This window comes from Nodosilinea sp. E11, assembly GCF_032813545.1.
GTDB lineage: Bacteria > Cyanobacteriota > Cyanobacteriia > Phormidesmidales > Phormidesmidaceae > Nodosilinea.
On sequence record NZ_CP136520.1, the window covers coordinates 4,501,031 to 4,527,130 of the forward strand.

The following is a 26,100-nucleotide window of genomic DNA, read 5'->3' on the forward strand; positions in this document are numbered from 1 at the left end:
GTCAAACAGATGGCTATATAAATCCACATTCCTAAGGGCAATGCCAACCCTGCTTACCCACTCACCCATCCACTCCCCGCTCTTCCAGGCACTCTAGCAAAATCCCTTCCAAACCATCCTGATTCCCTCGCCTGAGCGAGAAATAAGAAGTGGTAGATGCACCCTGATCATTCCCTGGCCCTCGGGCTGGGGAATTTTTTTTAGCCCAGCAACGACTTCCTCAGAACCCCAAAAGTTCTGGAAAATTCAGGTTAAACTGGGGCCTAGATTGGGGGTCGCTGCATCGGTTTGGTCCATGGAATTTGAGGAAATTGCTGTACTCGTTAACCAGGCAGCGGTAGAACGCAAGGGCCGCCCCCTGAAAGATGTAGAGCGGCTGGTGCTGAAGGGCTCTTGGGAGAATAAAACCTATGCGGCCATGGCCACCCCTACCGTAGGGTATACCGAAGACTATCTTAAAAAAGACGTTGGGCCTAAGCTCTGGCATCTGCTCACCGAGTTGGTGAATACCGATCGCCAGGGTATTCGGGTTACTAAGCGCAACATCCAAAACGTCTTGCAAACCTGGGCGGCTCAGGGGGCAGCGTCGCCTTCAATCGCGAGGGCGCAGCCAGTCGCGGTAGGTCTTCCCCCGCGTCCGCCCGCTCTAGTGGTACGCGACTCACCGCGCCTCGATCTGGCGGACTGTAGCGGGCGTGAGAATGAATTGGCGACTCTGACCCGCTGGGTCGTGGCCGATCGCTGTCGCACGGTCGTGCTGTGGGGCCTACCAGGGGTGGGCAAGACGGCGCTAGCCGCCGCGATCGCCGATGTCTTAGCCTCTCAGTACGACCAGTGTGGCTACCTGGCTATTCCCCCCGATGGGGCAATGGCAGATGGTCTAGAGGCGATCGCCCAATGGTTAGCTCCAGCGCCGTTAACGGTGATCCAAGGAGCCACAATTGACGAGGTGCTAGAGCAGCTCGAACAGCGCCGCATCTTGCTAATTATTGACGGCATGGAGCACCTGTTTGCCCCCCAGCAGTTGGCGGGCTACTACCGGGAGGGCACCGAGGCCATGCAGCAGCTGTTTCATGGCGGAGCCGAGCGTCAGCACCAGAGCTGTCTAATCTGGGTCAGCCGCGAAAAACCCGCCGATCTAGCCCAGGTCACCGGCCTGCGGGTGCGCGAATATGCGGTGGGCGATCTGGCTAACACTGCCGCCCAAGGACTGCTGAAGGCCCTCGGTACCCCCACGGCCAACCCAGACGACTGGGCCGCTCTAGTCGAACGCTACGGCAGCCATCCGCTGGTGCTGCGGGGGTTGGGCTCCACCCTGCGGGAGGTCTACCAGGGACAGCCGATCGCGCTCTTGCAATCTCCCGAACTGACGGTGCCCACGGTAGTGCAGCGTTACTTTACCGCCGCTCTAGAGCGGCTGCTAGCCGAAGAATGGGCGCTACTCTACTGGCTGGCCCTGGCCCAAGAGCCCGTTTCCCTAGAACATCTCAATGGGGCTATGCACCCTCCGCCCGACGATGGAGTAGTGCAGTCTGTGATCGGGCGCGGCTGGGTCCTTGGTACCCCTGCCGATGGCTTGGTGCTCAGCCTCAGTGCTGTGGTGCAAAGCCTGGTGTTAGCCCGTCTGCACGAGGCGTTAGTCGCTGAGCTAGAGTCTGAGTCGTTACAGTGGCTTCACCGGCTACCGTTAATTACCATGACGGCGCGGGAGGTGGTGCAAGAGCGCCAGCGGGCAGCGGTCCTCATGCCGTTGGTAGATGCCCTCAAACAGCGCTATGCCACCGACGAGGCGTTAGCGACCAAGGGCGATCGCCTGCTCACGGCCCTAGGAGCGCTTACGGGTCAGCCTGGCTACGGGGCCAGCAACCTGATTCATCTCTTTCAGTATTTGGGATTGGCGATTAGCGGCGCTAACTTCTCTAATCTGGCTATCTATCAGGGCGACCTACGCCGGGTAAGCCTCCAGGGAGCCAATTTTAGCCAGGCTCAGTTTAGGGATACCGCCTTTGCCACGGCTCTGGGCCGCAACCCAGTAGCTGCCTTTAGCCCCGATGGGCAGCACCTGGCCACTGGCGACCATGAAGGTCGGCTGCTGCTGTGGAATCTACAGCGAGGCAAGCTGGTGTGGATGTTTGACGAGGGTCAAGGACAGGGGCAGGGCATTGGTGCCCTAGCCTTTAGCCCAACCAGCGATCTGCTGGCAGTAGGCACTGAAACCGGCAAAATTTGGCTGTGGCCCGTGGGTGCCACCTATCAAACCGATGTCCTAGACGAACACCAGGCGGCCGTGAAAGCCCTGGCCTTTAGTCCCGATGGTAGCCAGCTAGCCTCGGGCGATGACCAGGGACGACTGTGTCTGTGGGAGGTAGCCTCCGGGATGAGTCAAGGGCAGCTAGATGGCCACCAGGGGGCTATCCACAGTCTGGCCTATAGTCCTAACGCCGACCATTCTGCCGATCGCCTGGTGAGCGGTGGCGACGACCAGCGGGCCTGTCTGTGGCATGTTGGCGATCGCACAGTCATCAACAGCTTCCAGGCGCGATCGACCGCTACCCTGTGCACCGCCGGTTTTTTACTCGACCCCCACGACCCCACCTGCCCACCCATGGCCTTTGCGGCGGGCTACGACGAACACTGTCTCACCCTGTGGAGCCTAGAAACCGGTCTCCCCTGCTGGATTTTGCCCACCGACATTCAGGCCCTGTTGGCGATGGCAATTAGCCCCAACGGGCGCTACCTATTGTGCAGTCGCCAAGATCTTGCCGTCGCCCTGTGGGATATTCCGGCCCGACGCCTCTGCTACACCCTGCCGGCATTGAGGGCACCGGTCTGGGCCTTGGCCTTTAGCGCCGATAGTCGCTACTTTGTCACCGGCAGCAACTACACCATTCAACTGTGGAACACCCAGCGGGGCCAGTGCTGGCGCAGCTTTCTCAGTCAGGCCCACCCGGTGCGGTGTTTGGCCTTTAGCGCTAGCTCCACTAGCGGCAGCATTCTCACCGGTCACGACGATACCCGCCTGCGCCTGTGGCAGGTAAATGCCGGTAGCCCCTACGCCGATGGTCCCCGCACCCTGTCGGGGCACGGCGGAGTAATTCGTACCGTAGCGCTAAGCGCCGACGGTCAGTGGTTGGCCAGCAGCGCCGACGACCACTGTATTCGGCTATGGTCTGCCGTTACTGGTCACAGTCAGGGGGTATGGGCCACCGCAACCCCAGCCACCCTCCTAGCCTTTAGCCCGGACGGGCAATGGTTGGCCAGTGCTGGGGCCGATCGATCGATCCAGCTCTGGGATGTTGCTACCGGGACAGCCGTAGGCGATCTAGGCGATGCCCCAGAGAACCCGTCGGCCCTGGGGTTTAGCCCTGACGGACGATGGCTGGCCGTGGGTACCCGAGACGGCACCATTGGGCTGTGGCATTGGCACCAGCCGCGCCCCGATCGCGCCCCCGATCGCGCTTTAGGGCCAGTCTTGAGCCACCACACCCTCGACGCTCATCAAAGCCAGGTGCACAGCCTGGCCATCTACCAGCACACCCTGGCCAGCGCCAGCCACGATGGTACTGTGCGCTGGTGGCAGTTTGAGCCCAGCGATCGCAGCCCTGGGCAGAACTCACCCTCCCCTCAGCCGACCGCCGCCAGGTCCCCCCAGGGCCAGTGGCAGCATCCCGATGAACAGTGGCTTCAAGGGGTGATCTATAGCCCCACTGGCGATCTGCTGGCGATCACCAGCCAAGATGCCCAGGTCGAGGTGTGGGAGGTGAAAACCAACCAGCGCCGCCACCGGCTGCGCGGCCATAGCCAAGACATTTGGCAAGTCTCTGTTTGCTCTAGCTGCACCCACCTGATTACCGCCAGCCAAGACGACGAAATTCGCGTCTGGGCATTGGAGTCTGGCATCTGCCAGCAGACCCTACGCCCCGATCGCCCCTACGAAGGCGTTAACATCCGTGGAGCCACTGGCTTGTCCGACACCGAAGAACGAATGCTGAGGTCCTTGGGTGCGATCGTCAGCTACTAATTGCTCTCCAAACACGGCATCAACTTGCCCCTAGCGCACAAACCCAAGCAGTCTTAGGAGATTGCCAGGCAAGAAGATACCAGCTTTAGCCGATCAACTGTAGCCGCTGTAGGGTTGGCAGTGCCCACCATTGGGGCAACTGTTTTTCAGAAGTCGCCTTAGGAGTCTTTCTCTTATTTGTGCAGGGATATGGTGATTAGACCTCAGTAGTATGGTGAAGCTAGGCTAAATGGCCAGCCGCTGACCAGACAATACTTTGCGTGTTTGTATGACGACCATCGCCAAGACCATTGCCACCGAGCTAGACATTCGCCCCGCTCAGGTAGAGGCTACGTTAGAACTGTTTGCCGAGGGGGCGACGGTGCCCTTTGTGGCTCGCTACCGCAAAGAGCGCACTGGCGATCTAGACGAAGTGCAGCTGCGGCAAATTGCCGAGCGCCACCAGTACCTGACGGAGCTAGAAGACCGACGGCAGACGGTGCTCAGCGAGATTCAATCCCAGGGCAAGCTCACCGAGGCGCTAAAAGCCGCCATTCTCGCCTGTCAGCAAAAGACGGAGCTAGAAGACCTTTACCTGCCCTACCGACCCAAGCGCCGCACCCGCGCCACCATGGCCAAAGAAAAGGGGCTAGAGCCTCTGGCTCAGAGAATTGAGGAGCTGAATCAAACCGGGAAAAAGGCGGTGCTGCTTCAGGAGGCCCAGGCGTTTGTAAATCCTGACCAAGGCGTTCAGACCCCGGACGAGGCTCTCCAGGGGGCAGCGGATATTTTGGCGGAGCAGGTGGCAGAACAGGCTGTTCTGCGGCGCTATGTCCGCGATCAGCTACTGAAGCAGGGGCAGTTCACCGCTAGCATCAAAAAAGGCCACCCCGAGGGCAGCACCAAGTTTGAGATGTATCGGGCTTACCAGGCCCCGGTGCGCTCCATTGCCTCCCACAATCTGCTGGCGATTTTGCGGGGCGATCGCGAAGGCATTCTCAAGCTGGGGCTAGAGGTCGATCAAGACGCGATTCTGCAAACCCTAGAGAAACGGGTGGTTAAGACTCCGGTTGCTGACATTCGCCAGTTCTACCGAGGAGTTGTTCAAGATGCCTACAGCCGGTTGATGAAGCCGTCGCTGACCAGCGAGGTAATGGCTGAGAAAAAGGCCTGGGCCGATGAGGTCTCGATTCAAAATTTTGAGGCCAATCTCAAGAACCTCTTGCTGTCGCCCCCGGCGGGGATGAAGCCTACCCTAGGCGTAGACCCTGGCTTTCGCACCGGCTGCAAGGTGGCGGCGGTGGATGGCACCGGCAAGTTTTTGGAGTACCAGGCGGTGTTTCCCCACCAGTCCCAAAACCAGCGACAGCAGGCGGCCCAGACCCTGGCGGGTATGATTCGCAAGCACCAGATCGAGCTGATTGCGATCGGCAACGGCACCGCCAGCCGCGAGACCGATGTCTTTGTGGGGGAAGTGCTCAAGACCTTGACCAATCCTCCGGTGAAAGTTCTGGTGAATGAGTCTGGCGCGTCGATTTATTCTGCCAGTGAGGTAGCGGCGGCAGAATTCCCCGACCTGGATGTGACGGTGCGGGGGGCGATCAGCATTGCCCGACGGCTGCAAGACCCCCTGGCGGAGCTGGTCAAGATCGACCCCAAATCGATCGGCGTGGGCCAGTACCAGCACGATGTCGATCAAAAGCGGCTCAAGCAAAAGCTAGATGAGACCATTGAGAGCTGCGTCAACTACGTGGGGGTAGATCTAAATATGGCCTCCCGCGAACTGCTGACCTACGTGTCGGGGCTATCCCCGGCGGTGGCCAACAACATTGTCGAGTTTCGCGATGCCAACGGCGCGTTTCAGTCGCGCAAAGAATTGCTCAAGGTGAAGAAGCTGGGGCCGAAAGCCTTTGAGCAGGCGGCGGGGTTTCTGCGCATTCGCAACGGCAAAAACCCGCTCGACAACACGGCGGTGCACCCAGAGAGCTATGGGATTGTGGATGCGATCGCCGCCGATCTCTCCCTCCCCCCAGGACAAATTTCTAAAGCTGCTGACCGCCTGAAGCGCCTCGACATCAAAAAATACACCACCGCTGAGGCCGGAGAACTCACCCTGCGCGACATTCTGCAAGAGCTAGAGAAGCCCGGTCGCGACCCCCGCGAGCAGTTTACCTACGCCCGATTTCAAGACGGTATTAACGAGATCACCGACCTGAAGCCGGGCATGACCCTGGAGGGCAGCGTCACCAACGTCACCAACTTTGGCGCGTTTGTCGATGTGGGCGTGCACCAGGACGGGCTGGTGCACATTTCGCAGCTGGCCGATCGCTTTGTCAGCGACCCCAATGAGATTGTGAAAGTCGGCCAGGTGGTCAAGGTACGGGTAATGGAGGTGGATGTGAAGCTCAAGCGCATCGGCCTGTCGATGCGCCAGGCGTAAAGCTAATTTTGCCTGGCTACCCCCGATTCAGCCAAGCGAATGCAATAGAGCCTCTGGCTTGGCTACGCCAACGCACCTACGATTTGGCATTTTAGAGGCGCAATCCTCTGGTAGGGGCATTGCATGCAATGCCCCTACGTCAAACCTGTCCTAACCCAACAGACGTTTGCAATAGACCAATCTCCCTACCCAGTCCGCAGGGTTCTTAGCCGATTGATCGCGGCGGCTAACTCTAGGCCGCGAAAGCTGACCAGATCGCCCATGGGCCAGTCGGTGAGGCAGTCTAGCCCGTACTGCTCCACATCGGCCATCACGGCGGCGATCGCTTCAGGCAGTGGGGTGGTGGCCGTTATGTGGTAGCGCTGGGCGTAGACGATCGCCTCGGCGATCGCCCGCACCTGGCCTGGCTCTACCAGCTGCTCCACCGCTGACAGGTCAATGGATTCTGTACCAATCTGAAGCTGGTCTATATCTCGCGCCCTGAGCTTGACGCTGTGCTTGCCTTTGCTGGGGTCGATGCTGCCGGGCTGAATGGTGCGGGGGGTGAGGCGGCCAAAGCGGGGGCCGCCCTCAGGGTCGCGCTCGGTTTTATATTCTGCCGCGATCGCCTTTGCCTGCGCGGTCACATTCTGGGGACAAAATTCGTCCATGGCGATCACGGTGTCGGCTACATCAAAATAGTCGCCGCTGCCCCCCATCACCAGCACCGTCGAGATGCCGTGGTCGGTGTAGAGCTGCCGCACCTTATCGATGAAGGGGGTGATTGGCTCGCGGTCTTTGGCAATGAGCGCCTGCATGCGGCGATCGCGAATCATGAAATTGGTCGCCGAGGTGTCTTCATCCACCAGCAGCGCCGTCGCCCCGGCTTCAATCGCCTCGATAATGTTGGCGGCTTGAGACGTGCTGCCGCTGGCGTTGGGCGTCGAGAAGTGCTGGGTCGATTTACCCTGGGGCAGACTGCCAATAAACGGCGAAATATCCACCCCCGCGATGCTGCGGCCATCTTCGGCCCGCACCTTAACGGCGGCCCGATCCGTCACCACCTGCTCCCGCCCGTCGCCGGGGATGTGGTTGTAGACCCCCGCCTCGATCGCCCGCAACAGGGTCGATTTGCCGTGGTAGCCGCCCCCCACAATCAGGGTGATGCCCTGGGGAATGCCCATGCCCGTTACCGCCCCGGCGTGGGGACAATGCAGGGTCACCCGCAGCGAGTCAGGGGATTTGAAAGGAATCGCCTGTTCTGCCAGGGGCCGCTCGTCGACACCGCTACGTCGGGGCAACATTGCGCCGTCGGCGACAAAGGCGACCAGGTTGTGGGTGGGGAGCTGCGATCGCAGCACCTCTGCATCCTCCGCCCCATCCACCTGGCGCTGAATCGCCGTGCCATCCAGTGCCCCATAGAACAGAGTAGTTTCCACCAGCTCCGGCACCGCTCGGCACAGCAGCTCCGCCGCCTGCCGCCCCGCAATCCGCCGCCCAAAGGCCGGTAGGCCCACAGTGAACCGCAATTCCACCGCGTCCGCCGTCACCCGCGCTGCACTGCGGTTCAAAACCGCCTGACTGGGCCGCACAATACCCACTAGCCCGCTCTTGCCCGACCCCGACCCCCGCTCCCGCCGCTGGGTGGCCCGATAAAACTCGCGGGTGAGGTAGTCAGCCAGTGCGATCGCCCGGCAGGGCAGCTCCCACAGACCTTTGGGAAACCCCGCCACGCTTTGCGGCACCACCACCCGTACCCGACTCGGAGCCGCAAACGGGTCGCCCTGCACATGGTCGATGTGCAGCACAAACTCCCCAAAGTCGTACTCCCCCTTCAGCGATTTATAGGCCCCATAGCTTTGGCCATCCAGGCGCTGAAGCTGGTCGTAGAGGTCGTTTTTGGCAATCATTCTGCACTATAGAGAGAGTCGTCCACTACTCTATCGCACCCCCCAACTCCGCCCAGGGCAAGCTCCCATCCCTTCGACTTCGCGCCCCCTAGGCAACGGAAACACCCCAGAATTTTGCTCCTTGCAAGGGCGCAGGCCCTGCGCCCCTACCCATCCACTCTCCTACTCATCCACCCATCCACTCACCCACCTCTCCCCACCGCCACTGCCACCGCCACATCCATCGCCGCCACCATGCTGTTGGCATCAGCGATCCCCTGCCCAGCAATATCAAAAGCCGTGCCGTGGTCAGGGGAGGTACGCACAAAGGGCAATCCCACTGTCGTATTTACCGCCCGATCGAAGGCCATTAGCTTCACCGGAATCAACCCCTGGTCGTGGTAGAGAGCCAGGTAGGCATCGTGGGCTGTCTCCACTGCGCCCTCACCCGTGCCAAACCAGGCTTGCCCAGGCCGTACCCACATCGTGTCGGGAGGAATTGGGCCATCAAGCTGGACTTGGGGGTGGCGCTGGCGCTGCTGCTCTAGCCAGGGCATCAGCCAGTCGACTTCTTCTCGACCTAGCTGCCCACCTTCGCCGCTGTGGGGGTTGAGCCCTGCCACGGCAATTCGGGGCTGACTGAGGCCAAAGTCTTGCTTCAGGCTGTCAATTAATAAATCGAGCTTTTGAGTGAGCAGATCGGGCGATAGGGCCTCGGGCACCTGGCTCAGGGGAATGTGGGTGGTGGCCAGCAATGCCCGCAGCCACCAGCCGGTGTGGGGCGATCGCGCTACAAAGGCCATCCCAAAGCGATCGCAGCCTGCTCCCTCCGCCAGCAGTTCGGTCTGGCCAGGGTAGTGGTGCCCGGCGGCTTTCCAGACCGACTTGGCGATTGGCCCAGTGACGATCGCATCATAGTTTCCTGCTACGGCTCCCTGAATGGCAGCTTGCAGATAGGCAAAGCTGGCGGCCCCAGTCGCCGGACTGGGTTGGCCAAAGTCTACTGTCTCCAAGGGCAACGGCGGCAGAATTTCGACAAAATTCAAGACGTCTAGCGGTGGGATTGACCCAGCCTCAGCCTTGAGGACAGCAGCGGTTTGGTGCAGCAGCGATCGCGTGCCGAAGAGCGTAATGTCTGCGATCGCTGTCCAATCTCGCATTGCTAGCGCCTTGAGCACCACCTCTGGGCCAATGCCCGCCGGGTCGCCTAGGGTGACGGCCAGCCGAGGCCGGAGAGCAGATCGGTCGAAAGCTGAGTCTGTAAGGGTTGCCATAGGCGCAGGGGGTGATACCAAACTGGTCTAAAATGGGGGCGGCCAGGGGTTGAGCCAATCTCTGGCGGGCTGGGTGACCAGCCTCATTACTATAGTGCTGTGACAGGAGAGCGTATGGGCGGCGAAATTTTCAATACGGCGATCATCATCTTTACCCTGACCCTGGTGGGCCTGGGCATTGGGTTTCTATTGCTGCGGGTACAGGGCGGCGAAGAGTAGTTTTCTCCTCAGGGGGTGTATCCGGTGGAGCCATCTGATATTCTTAGAGGAAGTTAAACTTTTGTATCATTTCCCTCATGAAAGTATTGGTTGTTGGCGCTACTGGCACCCTTGGCAGGCAAATCGCCCGCCGTGCCCTGGATGAGGGGCACGAGGTTCGGTGCATGGTGAGGAGCGCTCAGCGAGCCGCCTTTTTACGAGAGTGGGGGGTAGAACTGGTGCGGGGCAACCTGTGCAAGCCAGACACTCTACCCCCTGCCCTTGAGGGAATTGATGCCGTCATTGACGCGTCTACCGCTCGGCCCTCGGAGTCGGTGATGGAGGTTGACTGGAAGGGTAAGATCAATTTGATCAAAGCCACCCGCGACGCTGGCATCCAGCGATTCATCTTTTTCTCAATTCTCAATTCTGAAAAATTTCCCCATGTGCCGCTGATGAACGTCAAGCGTTGCACCGAGAAATTTTTGGCTGAGTCGGGGTTAAACTACACCATCCTTCAGCCCTGTGGCTTTCTGCAGGGGCTGATTGGCCAATACGCCATTCCGATCCTAGAGCGGCAGCCGATCTGGGTGATGGGCGAAGCCGCCCCGATCGCCTACATGGATACTCAAGATATTGCCCGCTTTGCCGTCAAGGCCCTATCGGTACCCGAAACCGAGCAGCGCAGCTTTCCGCTGGCCGGTACCCGCGCCTGGGGGGCCTACGAAATCATGCGCCTGTGCGAACGCAAATGTGGCCAAGAAGCCAGGGTTTCGCGCATCTCCCTCGACCTGCTGCGGGCCATTCGTAAAGTGGCCCAGTTCTTTCAGTGGGGGTGGAACTTTGCCGATCGCCTGGCCTTTGTCGAGGTGGTCGCTGGCAGTCAGCCCCTCGATGCTCCCATGGATGAAGTCTACGAGGTGTTTGGCATCCCTAAAGAGGAGATCACCACGCTCGAAGACTACATGCAAGAGTACTTCAGCCGCATCATGAAGAAGCTGAAAGAACTCGACTACGACAGCGAAAAAGCCAGCAAGAAAAAGCTGCCCTTCTAGGCTCAACTCAGGTCAGGCCCATTTTCTGGGTCTAGATAGCCCGCTTCGCGCATCAGCCGGGGCCACACCAGCAAGAAAAAGCCCATCCACACGCCGATGGGCAGCGCCACCAGGCCGGTGAGCCACAGGCGATGGAGCAGCAGCCAGCTGCCCCCGACGATCGCAACTCCGGTCAGCACAATGCTCCAGGGCTGGCACCACCAGGGTTTTAATTGCCAAGCACTAGTCAGGGGCGTTGGTTCAGTCATTGGGGCTCTTTGGGTTGGCAGCGATCGCACATGCCCCGCACTGTTACCTCGTAGCTCTCGATCTGCCAGCGGGGGCTGAGGGTTTGTAGGTTGAGGCTAGATAGGGTTTCCCAGGGAATATCGGCGATCGCGCCACAACATTGACAGCGAAAGTGGTGGTGAGGGCCCACATTGGCATCGTAGCGGCAGACCCCCTCTTCGAGCAGCACCTCGCGGACTAGGTTGACCTCGCGCAGGGCCTGAAGCGAGCTGTAAACCGTCGCCTGAGAAGAGGTAGGCGCGCTCTGGTTGAGGTCGCTGAGAATGTCTTCGGCAGTGGGGTGGTCGTAGCGGCCTAATAGATTGGCATAGACAGCATAACGCTGGGGGGTAACGCGTAACCCCCGCGACTTCAGCACAGCGACGATTTGATCGGCTTGGGACGACATATTCCCTGGCTCCGGAACTTTAGCACAGTAGCAGCCCTGCTCGACCTAGACGGCAGTCCAGACGATAGCTTGACATACCACAATAACCTACCCTTAACAGATTAGCATTCCTATCTAAGAATCAATCTGACTTTGCAATAATTCTAGATTTTAGGCTAGTATACCTATTGAAGATTTCTTAACTCGGAATTATTCTGAGTTAAGCAGCAATGACTGAGATCGCAGTTAAGTTGTTGTAAGACCAAACAAAGAGGTAATTATGGTTGCGTTTGTTGCTACTGGACAGGTGCCTGAAGTCACGTTTAAGACTCGTGTGCGAGATGAGTCAATCGGTGGGTCTAACCCTTACCGTTGGCAAGACCTGACCACCCAAGATATCTTCGCTGGCAAGAAAGTTGTGGTGTTCTCTCTGCCCGGTGCCTTCACCCCCACCTGCTCCTCTAACCACCTGCCCCGCTACGAAGAGCTGTACGAAGAGTTTAAGGCCCACGGCGTTGACGCCATCGTCTGTGTCTCCGTGAACGATGCCTTTGTGATGTTCCAGTGGGGCCAAAAGGTCGGCGCTAAGAACGTCTTCTTGCTGCCCGACGGCAATGGTGAATTTACCCGCAAGATGGGCATGCTGGTGGACAAGTCTAACCTGGGCTTTGGCATGCGCTCCTGGCGTTACTCCATGCTGGCTAACGACGGCAACATCGAGAAAATCTTTGTGGAGCCCGATTTCGGCGACAACTGCCCTATCGACCCCTTTGAAGTCTCTGACGCCGACACCATGCTGGCTTACCTGAAGGGTACTGAGTCTGCTGGGGTTTCTGAGCCTCGTCTGGCCTTCGTGGGCTAATTGCCCTCTGCCTCACCTTCGGTGAGTGTTAGGCAAAGGGGGTTCTGGCAATCCCCTTTGCCTTTTTAGATCGGGGGTCGGGCTAGGCAACCGTAGTAGGGTGGGCATTGCCCACCTAGTCTTAGGGACATGCGTCTAAATAAAGTACATAAAGTACCGAAAGCATTGATCGCTGCAGGGTGCATAACGCTAAGGCGAGGCTCCGCCAACGCGCAGCAATGCACCATTAGGAAAGCTGAGGGATGCGATGCGGCTTGATCCATAAAGTCTCTGACAATTCTCATCTCGATCTTCAAAAACCTTCTAGCCTAGAGGTATGGCTTTAGCTCTCCCTGTTGCCTAGGCTCCATCGCAGTTCTATCCATCCATCGCCGCCATGAAACTCTCCAGCAAGAATCTTCACGAACGCACCGACCAGATCTACGACGCCATTGTTGTTGGTGGCGGCATGGGGGGGTTGTCGGCGGCTATCTATTTAGCCCGCTATGGCCTCAAATGCCTGGTGGTAGAGAAAGGTAAGGGGCGATCGCTGTGGATGCAGGAAGTCCGCAATGTTGTGGGCGTAGACCCCGATACCCCCGGTCGCGACATGCTTGTCCACGGCGCTAAGCAGGCGGTGGAGTGGGGGGCCGACTACCTGCGCGGCTTTGTTGAAGACGTGGTTGACGAGGGCGACCATCTGGCGGTGCAGGTCAAGGTGGGTAAAACCAACAGTATTTACCCCGTGTTTCGCACCAAGTATTTAATTGCGGCCTCCGGCGTGATTGACGTGCTGCCCCAACTCGACGACATGCAAAACGTCTACGATTATGCGGGCTATACCCTGCATGTCTGCATGATCTGCGACGGCTTCGACATGTGGGATCAAAAAGCGGTGCTGATCGCGGGCAAAGAGTCACAGATCAACGCGGCCTTTGTGCTCGACTGGTTCACCCCCTACATTTCAGTGCTCACCCACGGTCTCTGCACCGTCGGCGACGAAATGCGGGCCAAACTGGCCGACTACGGCTATCCCCTCTACGAAGCGCCGATCGCCAAGCTTTTGGGCGCAAACCACAAACTGAGTGGGGTACAACTGACCGATGGCACCGTGGTCGAAGCCACCACCGGCCTGATCAACATGGGCTCGATCTATCACAACCAGTACCTCAAAGGCATCCCCAACCTAGAGTGGGATGGCGAAAACCTGATCACGAATAATATGTGCCAGACCACCCACGATCGCATCTTTGCGATCGGCGACCTCAAGCAGGGCATCAACCAGGTGTCGGTGGCTGTGGCCGACGGTACCCTGGCTGCCACCCAAATCTGGCGCACCATTCGCCGTGCTAGCCCCCCTCGCAAGTGGGAAGAAAACCGAGTCAAAGAAGCGATCGCCTTCTAAGCCCTGTTGGGGTCAATTGGCTCAATGTCAGCTCTGGCAAAAGCCCATCGGTAGTTGAACTGATGGGCTTTTGCTATGCGATCGCGGCTGCAAACAGCCCAAACTACCAGCTATAGCTATAGCTGTAGCCAGTCTGGTTGAGACATTTTCTCAAGAACGTTTGAATGTTCAAACGTTCTTGAGGTTTTTGAATGTCCTAACCCAGGTGGCTATGGCTATATAAATGGTTGCAGAATCTTAATCAGCCAATGGTATAACGATCTTGACTGCACGATAAAGGTTAAGGACTAAAGTATGGACGCAGTAAACGGCTACCTAAAAGCATTGGTAACGCCGCATTTAGCCAGTCGTGCCCTACGAGTTGCCGGTGTTATTGGTACGCTACTTTTTGCCATTAATCACGGCCCGGCCTTGCGTTCTGGCACCATGACCCCGTCTCGCTGGATCTCTGCCGGGCTGACTTATTTGGTGCCCTATGCTGTCAGCATTCATGGGCAGTTTGTGGGGCGATCGGATTAGAGCATCCTAAGCTTGCGTCAGATCAGGTTCGCTGAAGAGACTGCGCACAAACTACATAAATTGGGAAAAGAAATCGTATGTACAAAGTTTTTGGAGATATGCTGTCAGGCAATTGCTACAAAATCAAACTGTTAATGCAGTTTCTTGGTATTGAGCATGAATGGGTTCACATCGACATTCTTGCTGGTGAAACTCACACTGAAGAATTCAAACAAATAAATCCCAATGCGAGAATACCCGTCATTCAACTAGCTGACGGCAAATATCTTTGGGAATCTAATGCAATTTTGAATTACTTGGCAGAAGACACTCTATTTCTGCCCCAAGAAAACTATAGAAAATCTCAGGTCTTGCAGTGGCAGTTTTTTGAACAATACAGCCATGAGCCTTACATTGCAACGGCCAGATACATCAATAAATACCTAGGATTACCCAAAGAGCGAGCAGCAGAATACCATGCCAAGCAGGCCGGTGGCCATAAAGCACTGTCCGTCATGGAGCAACACCTGGCTGAAAATAAATTTTTTGTTGGTGATACGGTAACTATCGCTGATATCAGCTTATACGCCTATACCCATGTAGCCGATGAGGGTGGATTTGATCTGTCTGAATACGTGAATATTCAGCGATGGTTTAGAGACTTTGAGCATATTTCTGGTTACATAAAAATGGCAAGGTAAAGCAAAAAAACTTGACTTGCTCTATGGTTGCCTACTTAGGGCTTCCTGAAAAAGGCTAAGAGGCTTGTAGGTTGGAGTGTTCAGAGTGGATCCGAGGTGATAAAGTGCAAGGAAAATCGCCCGATAGGGCCAAAACCCTTGCACCTGATTGCCGATGTACCGCCGTCTTAGCCCAGGCCAACTGAGTTTTGAAGACTTCTATTTGCCGTTTGGGGGCAAACTCTCCGGTGAGAACCGCTGGGTGAAACTGGCGGAACTTATCCCCTGGGAGGCCTTTGAATCGAGTTATGCCGAGCAGTTCAGCGAGAGCCAAGGAGCCCCAGCCAAATCGTTTCGCATAGCATTGGGCGCACTGATTATCAAAGAACGGCTGGGCACGACTGACGCCGAGACGGTAGAGCAGATCCGCGAGAACCCGTATTTGCAATACTTTCTGGGATTCCATGAGTACAGCGACCAGGCCCCGTTTGAGGCCTCAATGCTGAGCCACTTTCGGCAGCGATTGAGTCTGGAGTTGGTCAATCAAGTGAATGCTCGAATCGTCGAGGACGCGTTGGCGGCTGAGCGGGCTACGCCTGCGGTCCAGCCCGGCGAGACGGCCGCCGAAAGCCGTGCCTCGCAGACCCCAGTTAAGGCGTCATCAGCCTCTGAGCCGTCCTCATCAAACGAGTCAGATGATGAGGATGAGCCACCACCACCGAATCAGGGCCAACTGATACTTGATGCCAGTGTGGCTCCGGCTGATATTCACTATCCCACTGACCTGCATCTGCTCAATGCGGCCCGAGCCAGCAGTGAACGCATTCTCGACTATCTCTATGACGCGATAGCACAACCGAGGATGCGCAAACCCCGGACCTACCGGCAGCAGGCGCGTCGCGCCTATCTCAAGGTGGCGAAACAACGCCGCGCCACTCGACGACACATCCGGAAGGCTATCGGTCAACAACTGCGCTACCTACGCCGCAACTTGGGCCATATCCGACGGTTGGTGTCAGGTGGGGCACCCTTAAGTGTCTTGCCTCGCTTTTGGTACCGACGTCTGCTGGTGATTCAGGAGGTCTATCGGCAACAGTGGCATCTCTATCAACACCGGCAACGGCGTATTGAGCACCGCATTGTCAGTTTGGCTCAGCCCCATGTGCGCCCTATTGTCCGGGGTAAAGCCGGAACTCCGGTCGAATTTGGGGCCAAAATTTCGATAAGCTGCGTATCGGGCTACTGTTCCCTTGACCGCCTCGATTGGGAGGCGTATCACGAAGCCGCTGACTTACCCCGCCAGGTGGAGCAGTACAAGGCTCGCCACGGCTATTATCCTGAATCAGTCCATGCCGACGCGATCTATCGCACTCGTGTCAATCGCAGTTGGTGCAAGGCCCACGGCATTCGCCTCAGTGGTCCACCCTTAGGACGACCGAAGGCAGGGGCGAGAGCTGAGGTGGACCGGCAAGCTCAAGCCGATGCCAAGATTCGCAATGCCGTCGAAGGCAAGTTTGGCCAGGGCAAGCGGCGGTTCAGTTTGGCTCGGGTCATGGCTAAGTTGGCCCCTAGCGCTGAAACCGCTATTGCCATTACCTTTCTGGTGATGAACCTGGAGCGCCGTCTCCAGGCGTTGAGACTCCTTTTTATCGCTATCTTGGCGGCCGTTGTCTCGCCAAGGGGACGTCGAAACCGGGGGCGATCTCGTTGGATTGACTCAGCTACCAGGGGGTGGCTGAGTCTTCTCGCTCAGGCAACCCCATCGCAGCTCTGTTACCCAAATTGCTGATTTTTTCAGCAAGCCCTACTTAACAAGTTTGGCATCAAGGCCAAACGCCGAGAGCGACGTTTTAAGCTTAGATAAAACGCCGCTCTCATGTTTATGTCAAGTCCGATTCATTAACCACCGGAAAACGCATTTCCTGTCAACCCCCGATTCCACTGGGCGAACGGCGGTAAGGCCTCTGGCCAGGCTATGCCAACGCCCCTACAGGTTGATCGGTGGGATATCGGGGGTATGAAACGCGGATTCGGTATTAGGAGCACTTAAGCGCATTTGATATTAATCCTGACGTTTAGCAGGCTTCAGATTTTCCGCAGATTAACCTAATTTCGACCTGTGGCCATTGGTATAGCTGTAGTCAGTCCAGTTAAGACATGCCTCCTAAGAACGTTTGAACGTTCGAACGTTTCTAGGGTTTCTGGATGTCCTAACCCAAGTGACTATGGCTATAACTCAGTTGACGTTGTGCCTAAAAACTCCTCGCAGCGCTTTCCGCCTGCACTGAGCGCAGGTCATAGCGATCGAGGTTCATCACCTTGTCCCAGGCCGCCACAAAGTCATGCACAAACTTTGGCTGCGAGTCTGCCGCTCCATAGACTTCTGCCAGGGCGCGGAGCTGGGAGTTGGAGCCAAAGATCAGGTCAACGCGGGTAGCAGTCCACTTTTGGGCACCGGTTTTGCGATCGCTGCCCTCAAACTCAACTTCATCGTCTGAGATTGCTTTCCAGGTGGTGCCCAGGTCGAGCAGGTTGACGAAGAAGTCGTTGGTCAGGGTTTCGGGGCGATCGGTGAAGACGCCGTGCTTGGAGCCGCCAACGTTGGCACCGAGAACGCGCAGACCTCCTACCAGCGCCGTCATCTGCGGGGCCGACAGCGACAGTAACTGTGCCCGATCCAATAGCAGTTCTTCCAGCGATTCGCTGTGTTTGCCGCTGGTGTAGTTACGGAAGCCGTCGGCGACCGGCTCCAGCGGTTCAAAGGATTCCACATCGGTTTTCTCCTGGGTGGCATCCATGCGGCCCGGTTTGAAGGGCACCGTTACCTCATGACCTGCATTTTTCGCGGCTTGCTCAATGCCTGCACAACCGCCCAGCACGATCAGATCAGCGATCGAAACTCGCTTGCCGCCCGACTGCGAACCGTTGAACTCCTGCTGGATACCCTCCAGAGTTTGCAGCACCGTGGCCAGTTGCTCGGGCTGGTTGACCTCCCAATCTTTCTGAGGCGCAAGGCGAATTCGTGCCCCATTCGCCCCACCGCGCATGTCTGAGCAGCGGAAGGTAGAGGCCGAGGCCCAGGCGGTGGACACCAGTTGGGAAACCGGCAGGCCCGATTCGAGAATCTTGGCTTTGAGTGCGGTAACATCCTGCTCATCAACCAGGTCGTGATCGAGGGCGGGGATGGGATCTTGCCACAGGAACTCTTCCTGGGGAACTTCGGGGCCGAGGTAGCGCGATCGCGGCCCCATGTCGCGGTGGGTGAGCTTAAACCAGGCCTTGGCAAACTGCTCGGCAAACTCATCGGGGTTGTCACGGTAGCGCTGGGCGATTTGGTTATAGATTGGGTCCATCTTCATCGACATATCCGCCGTGGTCATCATCGGGGCATGCCGCTTCGACGGATCGTGGGCGTCGGGCACCGTCCCGGCCCCAGCGTCGCCCTTGGGCTTCCACTGCCACGCGCCAGCGGGGCTCTTGGTCAGCTCCCAGTCGTACTTGAACAGGGTTTCGAGGTAGCTGTTGTCCCACTGGGTGGGCGTGGGGGTCCAGGCTCCTTCAATGCCGCTGGTGATCGCATCGACGCCGACCCCCGTATTAAAGGTGCTCTTCCAGCCCAGGCCCTGATCGACGATGGTGGATCCCCCTGGCTCTGCGCCAACGTGGGTCGCCTCAGCCGCCCCGTGGCATTTCCCGAAGGTGTGCCCCCCGGCAGTGAGGGCAACGGTCTCTTCGTCATTCATCGCCATCCGCTTAAAGGTTTCGCGAATGTCGCGCCCCGAGCCCAGCGGGTCAGGCTCCCCATCTGGCCCCTCTGGGTTGACGTAGATCAGGCCCATCTGCACAGCGGCGAGGGGGTTTAGCAGGACGCGATCGCCCTCATAGCGCTCATTGCCGAGCCAGGTTTTCTCAGAACCCCAGTAGATGTCAACCTCCGGCTCCCACACATCCACGCGCCCACCGGCAAAGCCCAGCGTTTTAAAGCCCATCGACTCCAGGGCGCAGTTGCCCGCAAAGATCATCAGGTCGGCCCAGGAGATTTTGTTGCCATATTTTTGCTTGACAGGCCACAGCAACATGCGGGCCTTGTCGAGGTTGGCGTTGTCGGGCCAGCTGTTGAGCGGCTCAAACCGCTGACTGCCCGAGCCTGCCCCGCCGCGACCGTCGCCAATGCGGTAAGTGCCAGCGCTGTGCCAGGCCATGCGAATAAACAGCGGCCCATAGTGGCCATAGTCGGCGGGCCACCAGTCTTGGGAGGTGGTCATCAGCTCATAGATGTCTGCCCTCAGGGCCGCTAAGTCGAGACTCTTGAAAGCCTCCCCATAGTTAAACGACTCATCCATGGGGTTCGCCATCGATGAGTGCTGATGGAGCATATTGAGATTCAAAGAACTCGGCCACCAGTCGCGGTTCGACGGCCCAACCCGAGATAGAGGACCACTCATCACCGGACATTTGCCAGTGCTACTGCTCCCATTGGGTGTCGCAGATTGGGGCGTAGCGGTTTCAACATTTTCTGTGCTGCTAGATTTCAGGACAGATGATAAGGCCCGCCAGATGTCCATTAGCTTGCTACTCATGGGGAACGGGCATTTCATTGGGCTACTCGTCATAATTTCTTTCCTGCTATGGTTTAGGTAAGCTTATTTCTTCTCGGAGTGACGGATTTTTCTTAGGCAGAAAGTATCGTCTGCCACATCTGCATGAGTACAGTAGTCTGCTTGGGTTGCTGGGCTGCTGGGTTGATATAGTTCAACATGGTTTGGGCGTTAGAAACGACGGGGATCGCCTCAAAAATCTCGGGTTCTACAAACATTTTTTCAACCACGCCGTCTTTGACCAGCATGGAGTAGCGCCGCGAGCGGTATCCCATGCCTTTGTCAGCCAGGTTCACTAGCATCCCCAGGTTGCGGGTAAACTCACCTGTCACATCAGGGATAAAACGCACCTGATCGGCTCCTTCGTCTTGAGCCCAAGTTGCCAGCGAAAACGGATCGTTGACCGAAATGCACAAAATATCATCGATACCGTTGGCTCGAAATGCTTCGGCATACTCGTTGTAGCCTAACAGTTGAATGGGAGAGTAGGGGCAGGTAAATGCTCCCGGCACTGCAAACGCTACCACAGTTTTATGATCAAAGAGATCGGTGGTAGACAGGTCATACCCACCCACCTTTCCCACCATTCGAAAGATCACTTGAGGGACACGCTGGCCCTCTTGATTAAACAACATTGGCTCAGCTCCTTACTCGCATTCAACATCAGTTAGTTCTCGGCTTATTTATAGCGTTGCACCCAGGGACAACCCGACTCGATTTGCCCCAATAAATCGGGGGTTACAAAGCGTTGTCAAAGCTCAGGAACTCAAGCAGATATTAAGTTGTATTCACTACGAGTTGATATGTTGAAAGCTTAATCAATCAAACCCGCTGCTGTGCGCCAGCCATAAAAGTGTTTTGCAACATGTAATATCTCTACAAAATGAAATCTGTCGCTAGATGCAGGCTTAAAACAGTATTTTCTGCATTCTTAGCCACCGATCGCATGGGATGCCCGGCTGAATCCACCGCCGATCGCACCTTGACTTTGCTAGAGGGCCATAGTTCTTTAGGTGTCAGTCTTCTTTAACTAAGGTTAAAACGTATCTTGCGATACACTTTTCGATCGCTCAATTTGATCTGATCAGTAGGACACTTGCCCTACCCTGCCCCAGGAGCGATTACCGATGGATACTCCTTCCCCCGTAGACGTGGCCGTATCCACTGCCCTGGCCAAAGAGCGCACTGCCACCGACATCGAGAGCATTAAGCGGACGTTTCTCAACAATCTGTTTTATGTGCAGGGCAAGCCGGTGTCGCTGGCCACCCAGCACGACTATTACATGGCCCTGGCCTACCTGGTGCGCGATCGCATGCTGCACCGCTGGAATGGCACCGCCGAGAGCTATACCCAGCACCGCGCCCGCACGGTCTGCTACCTGTCGGCGGAGTTTTTGATGGGGCCACACCTGGGCAACAACTTGATCAACATGGGCATCTACGAGCCGGTGAAGCAGGCCATGGAAGAACTGGGGCTTGACTTTGATACCCTGCTGGCCCAGGAGGAGGAGCCGGGGCTGGGGAACGGCGGCCTGGGTCGCCTAGCCGCCTGCTATTTGGATTCCCTGGCCTCTCTTGAAGTGCCCTCGGTGGGCTACGGCATTCGCTACGAGTTTGGCATTTTTGAGCAAGACCTGCGCGACGGCTGGCAGGTGGAACGCACCGACAAATGGCTGCGCTACGGCAATCCTTGGGAGGTGGCCCGCCCTGAGTGGTCGGTCGAGGTCAAGTTTGGCGGCTACACCGAAACCTACATCGATGACCAGAACCGCTACCGGGTGCGCTGGGTGCCCGATCGCGAAGTGCTGGGGGTGCCCTACGACACGCCGATCTTGGGCTACCAGGTGCACACCGCCAATACCCTGCGCCTCTGGAAGGCCGAGGCGATCGAATCCTTTGACTTTGCGGTGTTTAACCAAGGCAACTACTACGGTGCAGTTGAGCAAAAAGTTGCCTCAGAAAATATCTCTAAGGTGCTCTACCCCAACGACGACACCCAGGCGGGCAAGCAGCTACGCCTAGAACAGCAGTTTTTCTTTGTGTCTTGCTCGCTGCAAGATATGTGCCGCATTCTCAAGGGGCAGGGTATGACCGTGGAGCAGTTCCACGAGAAGTTTGCCCTTCAGCTCAATGACACTCACCCGGCGATCGCGGCCCCTGAGCTGATGCGCCTGCTGCTCGACGAGTATGGCCTCGACTGGACTCTGGCTTGGGAAATTACCCAAAAGACCCTGGCCTACACCAACCATACCCTCTTGCCCGAAGCGCTGGAAAAGTGGCCCGTCAGCCTGTTTGGCACCCTGCTGCCCCGCCATCTCGAGATCATTTACGAGATTAACCGCCGCTTTCTTGACTTAGTGCGGATGAAGTTTCCTAAGGATGCCGACCGGCTGGCCCGCATGTCGTTGATTGACGAGAGCGGCGATCGCTACGTGCGGATGGCCAACCTAGCCTGTGTCAGCAGCCACACCATCAACGGGGTCGCCGCCCTGCACAGCGAGCTGCTCAAAGAAACTGTCCTGCGCGACTTCTACGAGCTATTTCCCGAAAAGTTTTGCAACAAGACCAACGGCGTCACCCCCCGCCGCTGGATGGTACTCAGCAACCCCCGCCTGAGCACCCTGATCACCAGCCGGATTGGCGATCGCTGGATTAAGCAGCTAGACGAACTGAAGGCGATCGAACCCCTGGCTGCCGACGCAGGCTTTCGCGACGAGTGGCGGGCGATTAAACAGGCGGTCAAGCGCGATCTGGCCAGCCGCATCCACAGCCAGCACGGTGTTTTGGTCGACCCCGCCTCGCTGTTCGACGTGCAGGTGAAGCGCATCCACGAGTACAAGCGTCAGCACCTCAATGTGCTGCACATTGTCACCCTCTACAGCCAGCTCAAGCAAAACCCCAACCTCACGGTCACCCCCCGCACGTTTATCTTTAGCGGCAAGGCGGCCCCCGGCTATCACATGGCCAAGCTGATGATCAAGCTGATCACCGCCGTAGGCGACATGGTCAACAAAGACCCCGACCTGCGCAACCAGATCAAGGTCATTTTCTTACCCAACTACAACGTCACCAATAGCCAGCGCATTTACCCGGCCTCCGACCTGTCTGAGCAAATTTCTACTGCGGGCTTTGAGGCCTCGGGCACTGGCAATATGAAATTTGCCATGAACGGAGCGCTCACCATTGGCACTCTCGATGGTGCCAACGTAGAGATCCGCGATGCGGTGGGGGCCGAGAACTTCTTCCTGTTTGGCCTCACCGCCCCTGAGGTGGTCGCCCTCAAAACCCAGGGCTACAACCCCTATAGCTACTACCAGCGCAACGCCATGCTCAAGGATGCCGTCGATCTGATTGCCTCGGGCCACTTTTCCCACGGCGATGGCGATCTATTTAAGCCGCTACTCGATAAATTGCTGCACCACGACCCGTTTATGCTGCTGGCCGACTACCAGGCCTACATCGATTGCCAGAAAACTGTGGGGCATGCCTACAGCGACAGCGACAGCTGGACGCGGATGGCCATTCTCAACTCGGTGCGGATGGGAAGCTTTTCGAGCGATCGCTCCATCGCTGAATATTGCAGCGACATCTGGAAAGTCGCCCCCTTCCCCGTCGGTCTGGTCGACTACGGCGACATTGGCGGTGAATCTGGCGGCAAGCTCACCTGCAAGCTGAGCTAACGTTGCCAAGATCGCTAAACTGACTATCGTTAAGGGAAAGCAGTGATTTAAGGATAACGACCAGCCGCAATCAGTAGTCAGTTACCTGTTTCCTCAGGGCTGCGGATATGTAAGTCCCCATCGCTACTGTAGCTGTGCCAGAGCGTGGGTCTTAGCGAGGCGCACCAGATGCTCTAGGGTCAAATAGCGCTCTAGTTCGGCTTCACCTTTAGTAGAAAGTGTCCCAGCTTTGCTCTCGGCCAACAGCTTGCTGCCCCGCTCTTGGAACTCCAGAGAGGGGCGTAGAGCTAAAATTTGGTCTGGGGTTGGCTGACTAGCCAGGAGGGCAATAATGTCTTGCTCGTCAAGAAAATTAGAGAGACGCTGCTGAGACTGAAACTCTTGTAAGCCAAGCTCTAGCACCTCTGGCAGTTGAGATTGAAACTGCTCAAGCCGATGGGCTGGGTCATCAGGGATTTCAATGGTGATGTGCGCCACGGCAGGTTACAGGTATGAGCACTACAGCACGATGGATAGTGGTATGAGACGAATAGCCATCGTTGGAACTACCGGATCAGGTAAGACAACTCTAGCGCGGCAGGTGGCTCAGCGCTGCCTGCTCCCCCATGTTGAGCTAGATGCCCTACAGTGGGAGCCATACTGGACCCCTGCGGAGCCTCAAGTCTTTCGCGATCGCGTGAGGTTGGCGTTGAGCGGCGATCGCTGGGTCGTAGACGGCAATTACAGCGCCGTGCGCGACATTGTTTGGGGAAGAGCCGATACGGTCGTGTTTTTGGATTATCCGTTCAGGCTGGTGATGGGGCGACTGTTGCAGCGCACGTGGCAGCGATCGCTCCACCAAGAAGAGCTGTGGAACGGCAATCGCGAAACATTCCGCCAATCGTTCTTCAGCCGCAATTCCATTTTGGTCTGGCTGTTGCGCACCTACTATAAAAATCGTAGGCAGTATCCGACCCTGCTTCAGCAACCGGAGTACGCCCATCTGTCTACTGTGCATTTGCGATCGCCCAAAGCAGCCGAAAAATGGCTGCTCTCCTGTAAGCAACATTCGGTGTAAGCCGAGTCAATGTATTATCCCGGCTCACACCGAATCTAGAACCTACTCCCACTCGATGGTGCCAGGCGGTTTCGAGGTGATGTCATAGACCACCCGGTTGACGCCCTCCACCTCGTTGACGATGCGGTTTGAGATCGTCTCTAGCAGGTCGTAGGGCACTCGCGACCAGTCGGCAGTCATGCCGTCTTCACTGCTGACCAGGCGCAGCACAATGGGGTAGGCGTAGGTGCGCTGATCGCCCATGACGCCCACACTGCGGACGGGCAACAACACTGCAAAGGCTTGCCAAAAGTCGTGGTACATACCCTGTTTGGCGATCTCGTCACGCACGACAAAGTCAGCATTGCGCAGAATCTCCAGCCGCTCTTCGGTGATTTCGCCAATGATGCGAATGGCCAAGCCGGGGCCAGGGAAGGGCTGACGGCGGACGATTTCTTCGGGCAGGCCAATGGAGCGGCCCACTTTGCGGACTTCGTCTTTGAACAGCTTGCGCAGCGGCTCGACCAGCTTGAATTGCAGGTCTTTGGGCAGGCCGCCCACATTGTGGTGGCTCTTGATCTTCACCGCCACCCGCTCGCCGGTTTTGGGGTCAACGTTGGTGTCGGCAGATTCGATCACGTCGGGGTAGAGCGTCCCTTGGGCCAAATAGTCGAAGGGGCCGAGCCGCCTAGATTCTTCTTCAAACACGCGAATGAACTCGTGGCCGATGCGCTTGCGTTTGACTTCGGGGTCGGTGACGCCTTCGACTTGGGCCAAAAAGCGATCGCGCGCTTTAACGTGAATCACCGGAATATGGAACTGCTCTTTGAACAACTTCACCAGCCGCTCGGGCTCGTCTTTGCGCATAAAGCCCTGGTCAATGAACATGCAGGTGAGCTGGTCGCCGATCGCCTGGTGCAGCAAAAAGGCCAGGGTAGAGGAATCGACCCCGCCGGAGAGAGCCAACAGCACCCGCTTGTCACCCACCCGCGCCCGCACCTCACGAATCGCCTCTTCCACAAAGGCTTCGGTGGTCCAGGTGGGCTGGCATTCACAGATGTGGTAAACAAAATTGCGAATCAGGGCAATGCCCCCCTTAGAATGCACCACCTCAGGGTGAAACTGCACCCCGTAGAGTTTGCGAGCGTGGTCGGCTACAGCGGCGCAGGGGGTGTTGTCGGTGTGGGCCAACAGGGCAAAGCCCTCGGGCAGATTGCTGACCGAGTCGCCATGGCTCATCCACATGGTGGTGCCATCTTCAACGTTGGTGAGCAGGTCAGTGGGGTCATCGATAAATAGAGCCGCTTTGCCATACTCACCGCGCTCGGCGCGGTCAACCTGGCCACCCAGCTGCTGCACCATCAGCTGCATGCCGTAGCACACCCCTAGCACCGGAATGCCCAGGTCCCAAATGGCTGAGTCGCAGTGGGGCGCACCCTTGTCGTAGACCGAGTTGGGGCCACCAGAGAGAATGATGCCCTTAGGGTTGAGCTGCTTGAGTTGCTCGGCAGTAGTGCGGTAGGAGAGCACCTCCGAATACACTTCGGTTTCGCGAATGCGGCGGGCAATTAGTTCGGAGTATTGAGAGCCAAAGTCGAGGATAACCAGCATCTGGCGATTGACCTCTGACAGGGAGTCTTCCCCAAGGGTAGTAGTCGGTTCGGTTTGAAGGGTCACGGGTTAATCCTGCGGGTGGTGGTGTACTCGGGGGTGGGGAAAATACGGTGAGAGGAGGGAATAAAAATAACACGCTATAGAGCTCGGGCTTTGGCTCTGACTTTCCTCTGGCTCACTTCAAACTTGAAGCAATCTAAGGCTGAAGAGATTTTGCACCAAAATTAGAGTGGTGCATAGAGAGGAAAACCGCTGGCT

Annotated in this window: 19 protein-coding genes; 11 read left to right on the top strand and 8 right to left on the bottom strand. The window is 57.3% G+C overall.

The window, feature by feature from the left end:
* The first annotated feature begins 295 nt into the window (after positions 1-295).
* Both RRF56_RS22335 and RRF56_RS22340 read left to right on the top strand, forming a co-directional pair.
* Positions 296-4,021 carry an NACHT domain-containing protein gene (locus RRF56_RS22335; protein ID WP_317035352.1) on the top strand — a complete coding sequence of 1,242 codons (3,726 nt, stop codon included), beginning with the start codon at positions 296-298 and terminating at the stop codon, positions 4,019-4,021.
* A 268-nt stretch (positions 4,022-4,289) separates the two neighbouring features.
* Positions 4,290-6,440: a Tex family protein gene (locus tag RRF56_RS22340; RefSeq protein WP_317035353.1), complete on the top strand. Its 2,151-nt coding sequence runs from the start codon at positions 4,290-4,292 to the stop codon at positions 6,438-6,440.
* 185 nt (positions 6,441-6,625) lie between these two features.
* Here RRF56_RS22340 and RRF56_RS22345 read toward each other — a convergent pair whose 3' ends face one another.
* Both RRF56_RS22345 and pdxA read right to left on the bottom strand, forming a co-directional pair.
* Positions 6,626-8,329 (bottom strand): ABC-ATPase domain-containing protein, encoded by a 1,704-nt coding sequence (locus tag RRF56_RS22345; protein ID WP_317035354.1) that lies wholly within the window; start codon positions 8,327-8,329, stop codon positions 6,626-6,628.
* 182 nt (positions 8,330-8,511) lie between these two features.
* Positions 8,512-9,582 carry a 4-hydroxythreonine-4-phosphate dehydrogenase PdxA gene (gene pdxA / locus RRF56_RS22350; RefSeq protein WP_317035355.1) on the bottom strand — a complete coding sequence of 357 codons (1,071 nt, stop codon included), beginning with the start codon at positions 9,580-9,582 and terminating at the stop codon, positions 8,512-8,514.
* Between the two features lie 114 nt (positions 9,583-9,696).
* On the opposite strand from pdxA, the gene RRF56_RS22355 reads away from it, so the two are divergent.
* Both RRF56_RS22355 and RRF56_RS22360 read left to right on the top strand, forming a co-directional pair.
* On the top strand, positions 9,697-9,801 hold the full coding sequence (locus RRF56_RS22355) for a PetM family cytochrome b6-f complex subunit 7 (protein ID WP_275335546.1): 105 nt from the start codon (positions 9,697-9,699) through the stop codon (positions 9,799-9,801).
* 77 nt (positions 9,802-9,878) lie between these two features.
* Positions 9,879-10,835, top strand: a complete 957-nt coding sequence (locus RRF56_RS22360; RefSeq protein WP_317035357.1) for an SDR family oxidoreductase — start codon at positions 9,879-9,881, stop codon at positions 10,833-10,835.
* Between the two features lie 2 nt (positions 10,836-10,837).
* Here RRF56_RS22360 and RRF56_RS22365 read toward each other — a convergent pair whose 3' ends face one another.
* On the bottom strand, positions 10,838-11,083 hold the full coding sequence (locus RRF56_RS22365) for a DUF6737 family protein (protein ID WP_317035358.1): 246 nt from the start codon (positions 11,081-11,083) through the stop codon (positions 10,838-10,840).
* On the bottom strand, positions 11,080-11,511 hold the full coding sequence (locus RRF56_RS22370; RefSeq protein ID WP_317035359.1) for a Fur family transcriptional regulator: 432 nt from the start codon (positions 11,509-11,511) through the stop codon (positions 11,080-11,082). Before RRF56_RS22370 ends, RRF56_RS22365 begins: the two co-directional genes overlap by 4 nt.
* 259 nt (positions 11,512-11,770) lie before the next feature.
* On the opposite strand from RRF56_RS22370, the gene RRF56_RS22375 reads away from it, so the two are divergent.
* The 5 genes from RRF56_RS22375 (at position 11,771) to RRF56_RS22395 (ending at position 16,703) form a co-directional block, all read left to right on the top strand.
* A complete protein-coding gene (locus tag RRF56_RS22375; RefSeq protein WP_317035360.1) occupies positions 11,771-12,352 on the top strand; it encodes a peroxiredoxin in 582 nt (193 codons plus the stop codon).
* A 376-nt stretch (positions 12,353-12,728) separates the two neighbouring features.
* The gene (locus RRF56_RS22380) at positions 12,729-13,736 is read left to right on the top strand and encodes an NAD(P)/FAD-dependent oxidoreductase (RefSeq protein ID WP_317035361.1); all 1,008 of its coding nucleotides are present in this window, start codon (positions 12,729-12,731) and stop codon (positions 13,734-13,736) included.
* A gap of 294 nt (positions 13,737-14,030) precedes the next feature.
* A complete protein-coding gene (gene nrtS / locus RRF56_RS22385) occupies positions 14,031-14,255 on the top strand; it encodes a nitrate/nitrite transporter NrtS (protein WP_317035362.1) in 225 nt (74 codons plus the stop codon).
* Positions 14,256-14,332: 77 nt separating this feature from the next.
* The gene (locus tag RRF56_RS22390) at positions 14,333-14,935 is read left to right on the top strand and encodes a glutathione S-transferase family protein (protein ID WP_317035363.1); all 603 of its coding nucleotides are present in this window, start codon (positions 14,333-14,335) and stop codon (positions 14,933-14,935) included.
* 154 nt (positions 14,936-15,089) lie between these two features.
* Positions 15,090-16,703, top strand: a complete 1,614-nt coding sequence (locus RRF56_RS22395; RefSeq protein ID WP_410510506.1) for an IS5 family transposase — start codon at positions 15,090-15,092, stop codon at positions 16,701-16,703.
* A 463-nt stretch (positions 16,704-17,166) separates the two neighbouring features.
* Here the strand turns inward: RRF56_RS22395 and katG are convergent, their stop codons facing one another.
* Together katG and RRF56_RS22405 are read right to left on the bottom strand one after the other, a co-directional pair.
* On the bottom strand, positions 17,167-19,494 hold the full coding sequence (gene katG, locus RRF56_RS22400; RefSeq protein ID WP_410510507.1) for a catalase/peroxidase HPI: 2,328 nt from the start codon (positions 19,492-19,494) through the stop codon (positions 17,167-17,169).
* A gap of 92 nt (positions 19,495-19,586) precedes the next feature.
* Entirely contained in the window at positions 19,587-20,147 is a 561-nt protein-coding gene (locus RRF56_RS22405; RefSeq protein WP_317035365.1) for a peroxiredoxin, read from the bottom strand.
* A gap of 492 nt (positions 20,148-20,639) precedes the next feature.
* Here RRF56_RS22405 and RRF56_RS22410 point away from each other — a divergent pair, with 492 nt between their 5' ends.
* Positions 20,640-23,192, top strand: a complete 2,553-nt coding sequence (locus RRF56_RS22410; RefSeq protein WP_317035366.1) for a glycogen/starch/alpha-glucan phosphorylase — start codon at positions 20,640-20,642, stop codon at positions 23,190-23,192.
* Between the two features lie 123 nt (positions 23,193-23,315).
* Here the strand turns inward: RRF56_RS22410 and RRF56_RS22415 are convergent, their stop codons facing one another.
* Complete coding sequence (locus tag RRF56_RS22415) at positions 23,316-23,669, bottom strand: hypothetical protein (RefSeq protein ID WP_317035367.1); 354 nt, start codon at positions 23,667-23,669, stop codon at positions 23,316-23,318.
* 43 nt (positions 23,670-23,712) lie between these two features.
* Here RRF56_RS22415 and RRF56_RS22420 point away from each other — a divergent pair, with 43 nt between their 5' ends.
* Entirely contained in the window at positions 23,713-24,249 is a 537-nt protein-coding gene (locus RRF56_RS22420; RefSeq protein ID WP_317035368.1) for a hypothetical protein, read from the top strand.
* Between the two features lie 42 nt (positions 24,250-24,291).
* On the opposite strand, the gene guaA is transcribed toward RRF56_RS22420, so the two are convergent.
* Entirely contained in the window at positions 24,292-25,905 is a 1,614-nt protein-coding gene (gene guaA, locus RRF56_RS22425; RefSeq protein WP_317035369.1) for a glutamine-hydrolyzing GMP synthase, read from the bottom strand.
* Between the last annotated feature and the right edge of the window lie 195 nt (positions 25,906-26,100).

Excerpts from the sequence above, each read along its gene's own strand:
- RRF56_RS22335 (WP_317035352.1), top strand. The coding sequence starts at position 296 with ATGGAATTTGAGGAAATTGCTGTACTCGTTAACCAGGCAGCGGTAGAA.
- RRF56_RS22340 (WP_317035353.1), top strand. The coding sequence starts at position 4,290 with ATGACGACCATCGCCAAGACCATTGCCACCGAGCTAGACATTCGCCCC.
- RRF56_RS22345 (WP_317035354.1), bottom strand. The coding sequence starts at position 8,329 with ATGATTGCCAAAAACGACCTCTACGACCAGCTTCAGCGCCTGGATGGC.
- pdxA (WP_317035355.1), bottom strand. The coding sequence starts at position 9,582 with ATGGCAACCCTTACAGACTCAGCTTTCGACCGATCTGCTCTCCGGCCT.
- RRF56_RS22355 (WP_275335546.1), top strand. The coding sequence starts at position 9,697 with ATGGGCGGCGAAATTTTCAATACGGCGATCATCATCTTTACCCTGACC.
- RRF56_RS22360 (WP_317035357.1), top strand. The coding sequence starts at position 9,879 with ATGAAAGTATTGGTTGTTGGCGCTACTGGCACCCTTGGCAGGCAAATC.
- RRF56_RS22365 (WP_317035358.1), bottom strand. The coding sequence starts at position 11,083 with ATGACTGAACCAACGCCCCTGACTAGTGCTTGGCAATTAAAACCCTGG.
- RRF56_RS22370 (WP_317035359.1), bottom strand. The coding sequence starts at position 11,511 with ATGTCGTCCCAAGCCGATCAAATCGTCGCTGTGCTGAAGTCGCGGGGG.
- RRF56_RS22375 (WP_317035360.1), top strand. The coding sequence starts at position 11,771 with ATGGTTGCGTTTGTTGCTACTGGACAGGTGCCTGAAGTCACGTTTAAG.
- RRF56_RS22380 (WP_317035361.1), top strand. The coding sequence starts at position 12,729 with ATGAAACTCTCCAGCAAGAATCTTCACGAACGCACCGACCAGATCTAC.
- nrtS (WP_317035362.1), top strand. The coding sequence starts at position 14,031 with ATGGACGCAGTAAACGGCTACCTAAAAGCATTGGTAACGCCGCATTTA.
- RRF56_RS22390 (WP_317035363.1), top strand. The coding sequence starts at position 14,333 with ATGTACAAAGTTTTTGGAGATATGCTGTCAGGCAATTGCTACAAAATC.
- RRF56_RS22395 (WP_410510506.1), top strand. The coding sequence starts at position 15,090 with ATGTACCGCCGTCTTAGCCCAGGCCAACTGAGTTTTGAAGACTTCTAT.
- katG (WP_410510507.1), bottom strand. The coding sequence starts at position 19,494 with ATGAGTAGCAAGCTAATGGACATCTGGCGGGCCTTATCATCTGTCCTG.
- RRF56_RS22405 (WP_317035365.1), bottom strand. The coding sequence starts at position 20,147 with ATGTTGTTTAATCAAGAGGGCCAGCGTGTCCCTCAAGTGATCTTTCGA.
- RRF56_RS22410 (WP_317035366.1), top strand. The coding sequence starts at position 20,640 with ATGGATACTCCTTCCCCCGTAGACGTGGCCGTATCCACTGCCCTGGCC.
- RRF56_RS22420 (WP_317035368.1), top strand. The coding sequence starts at position 23,713 with ATGAGACGAATAGCCATCGTTGGAACTACCGGATCAGGTAAGACAACT.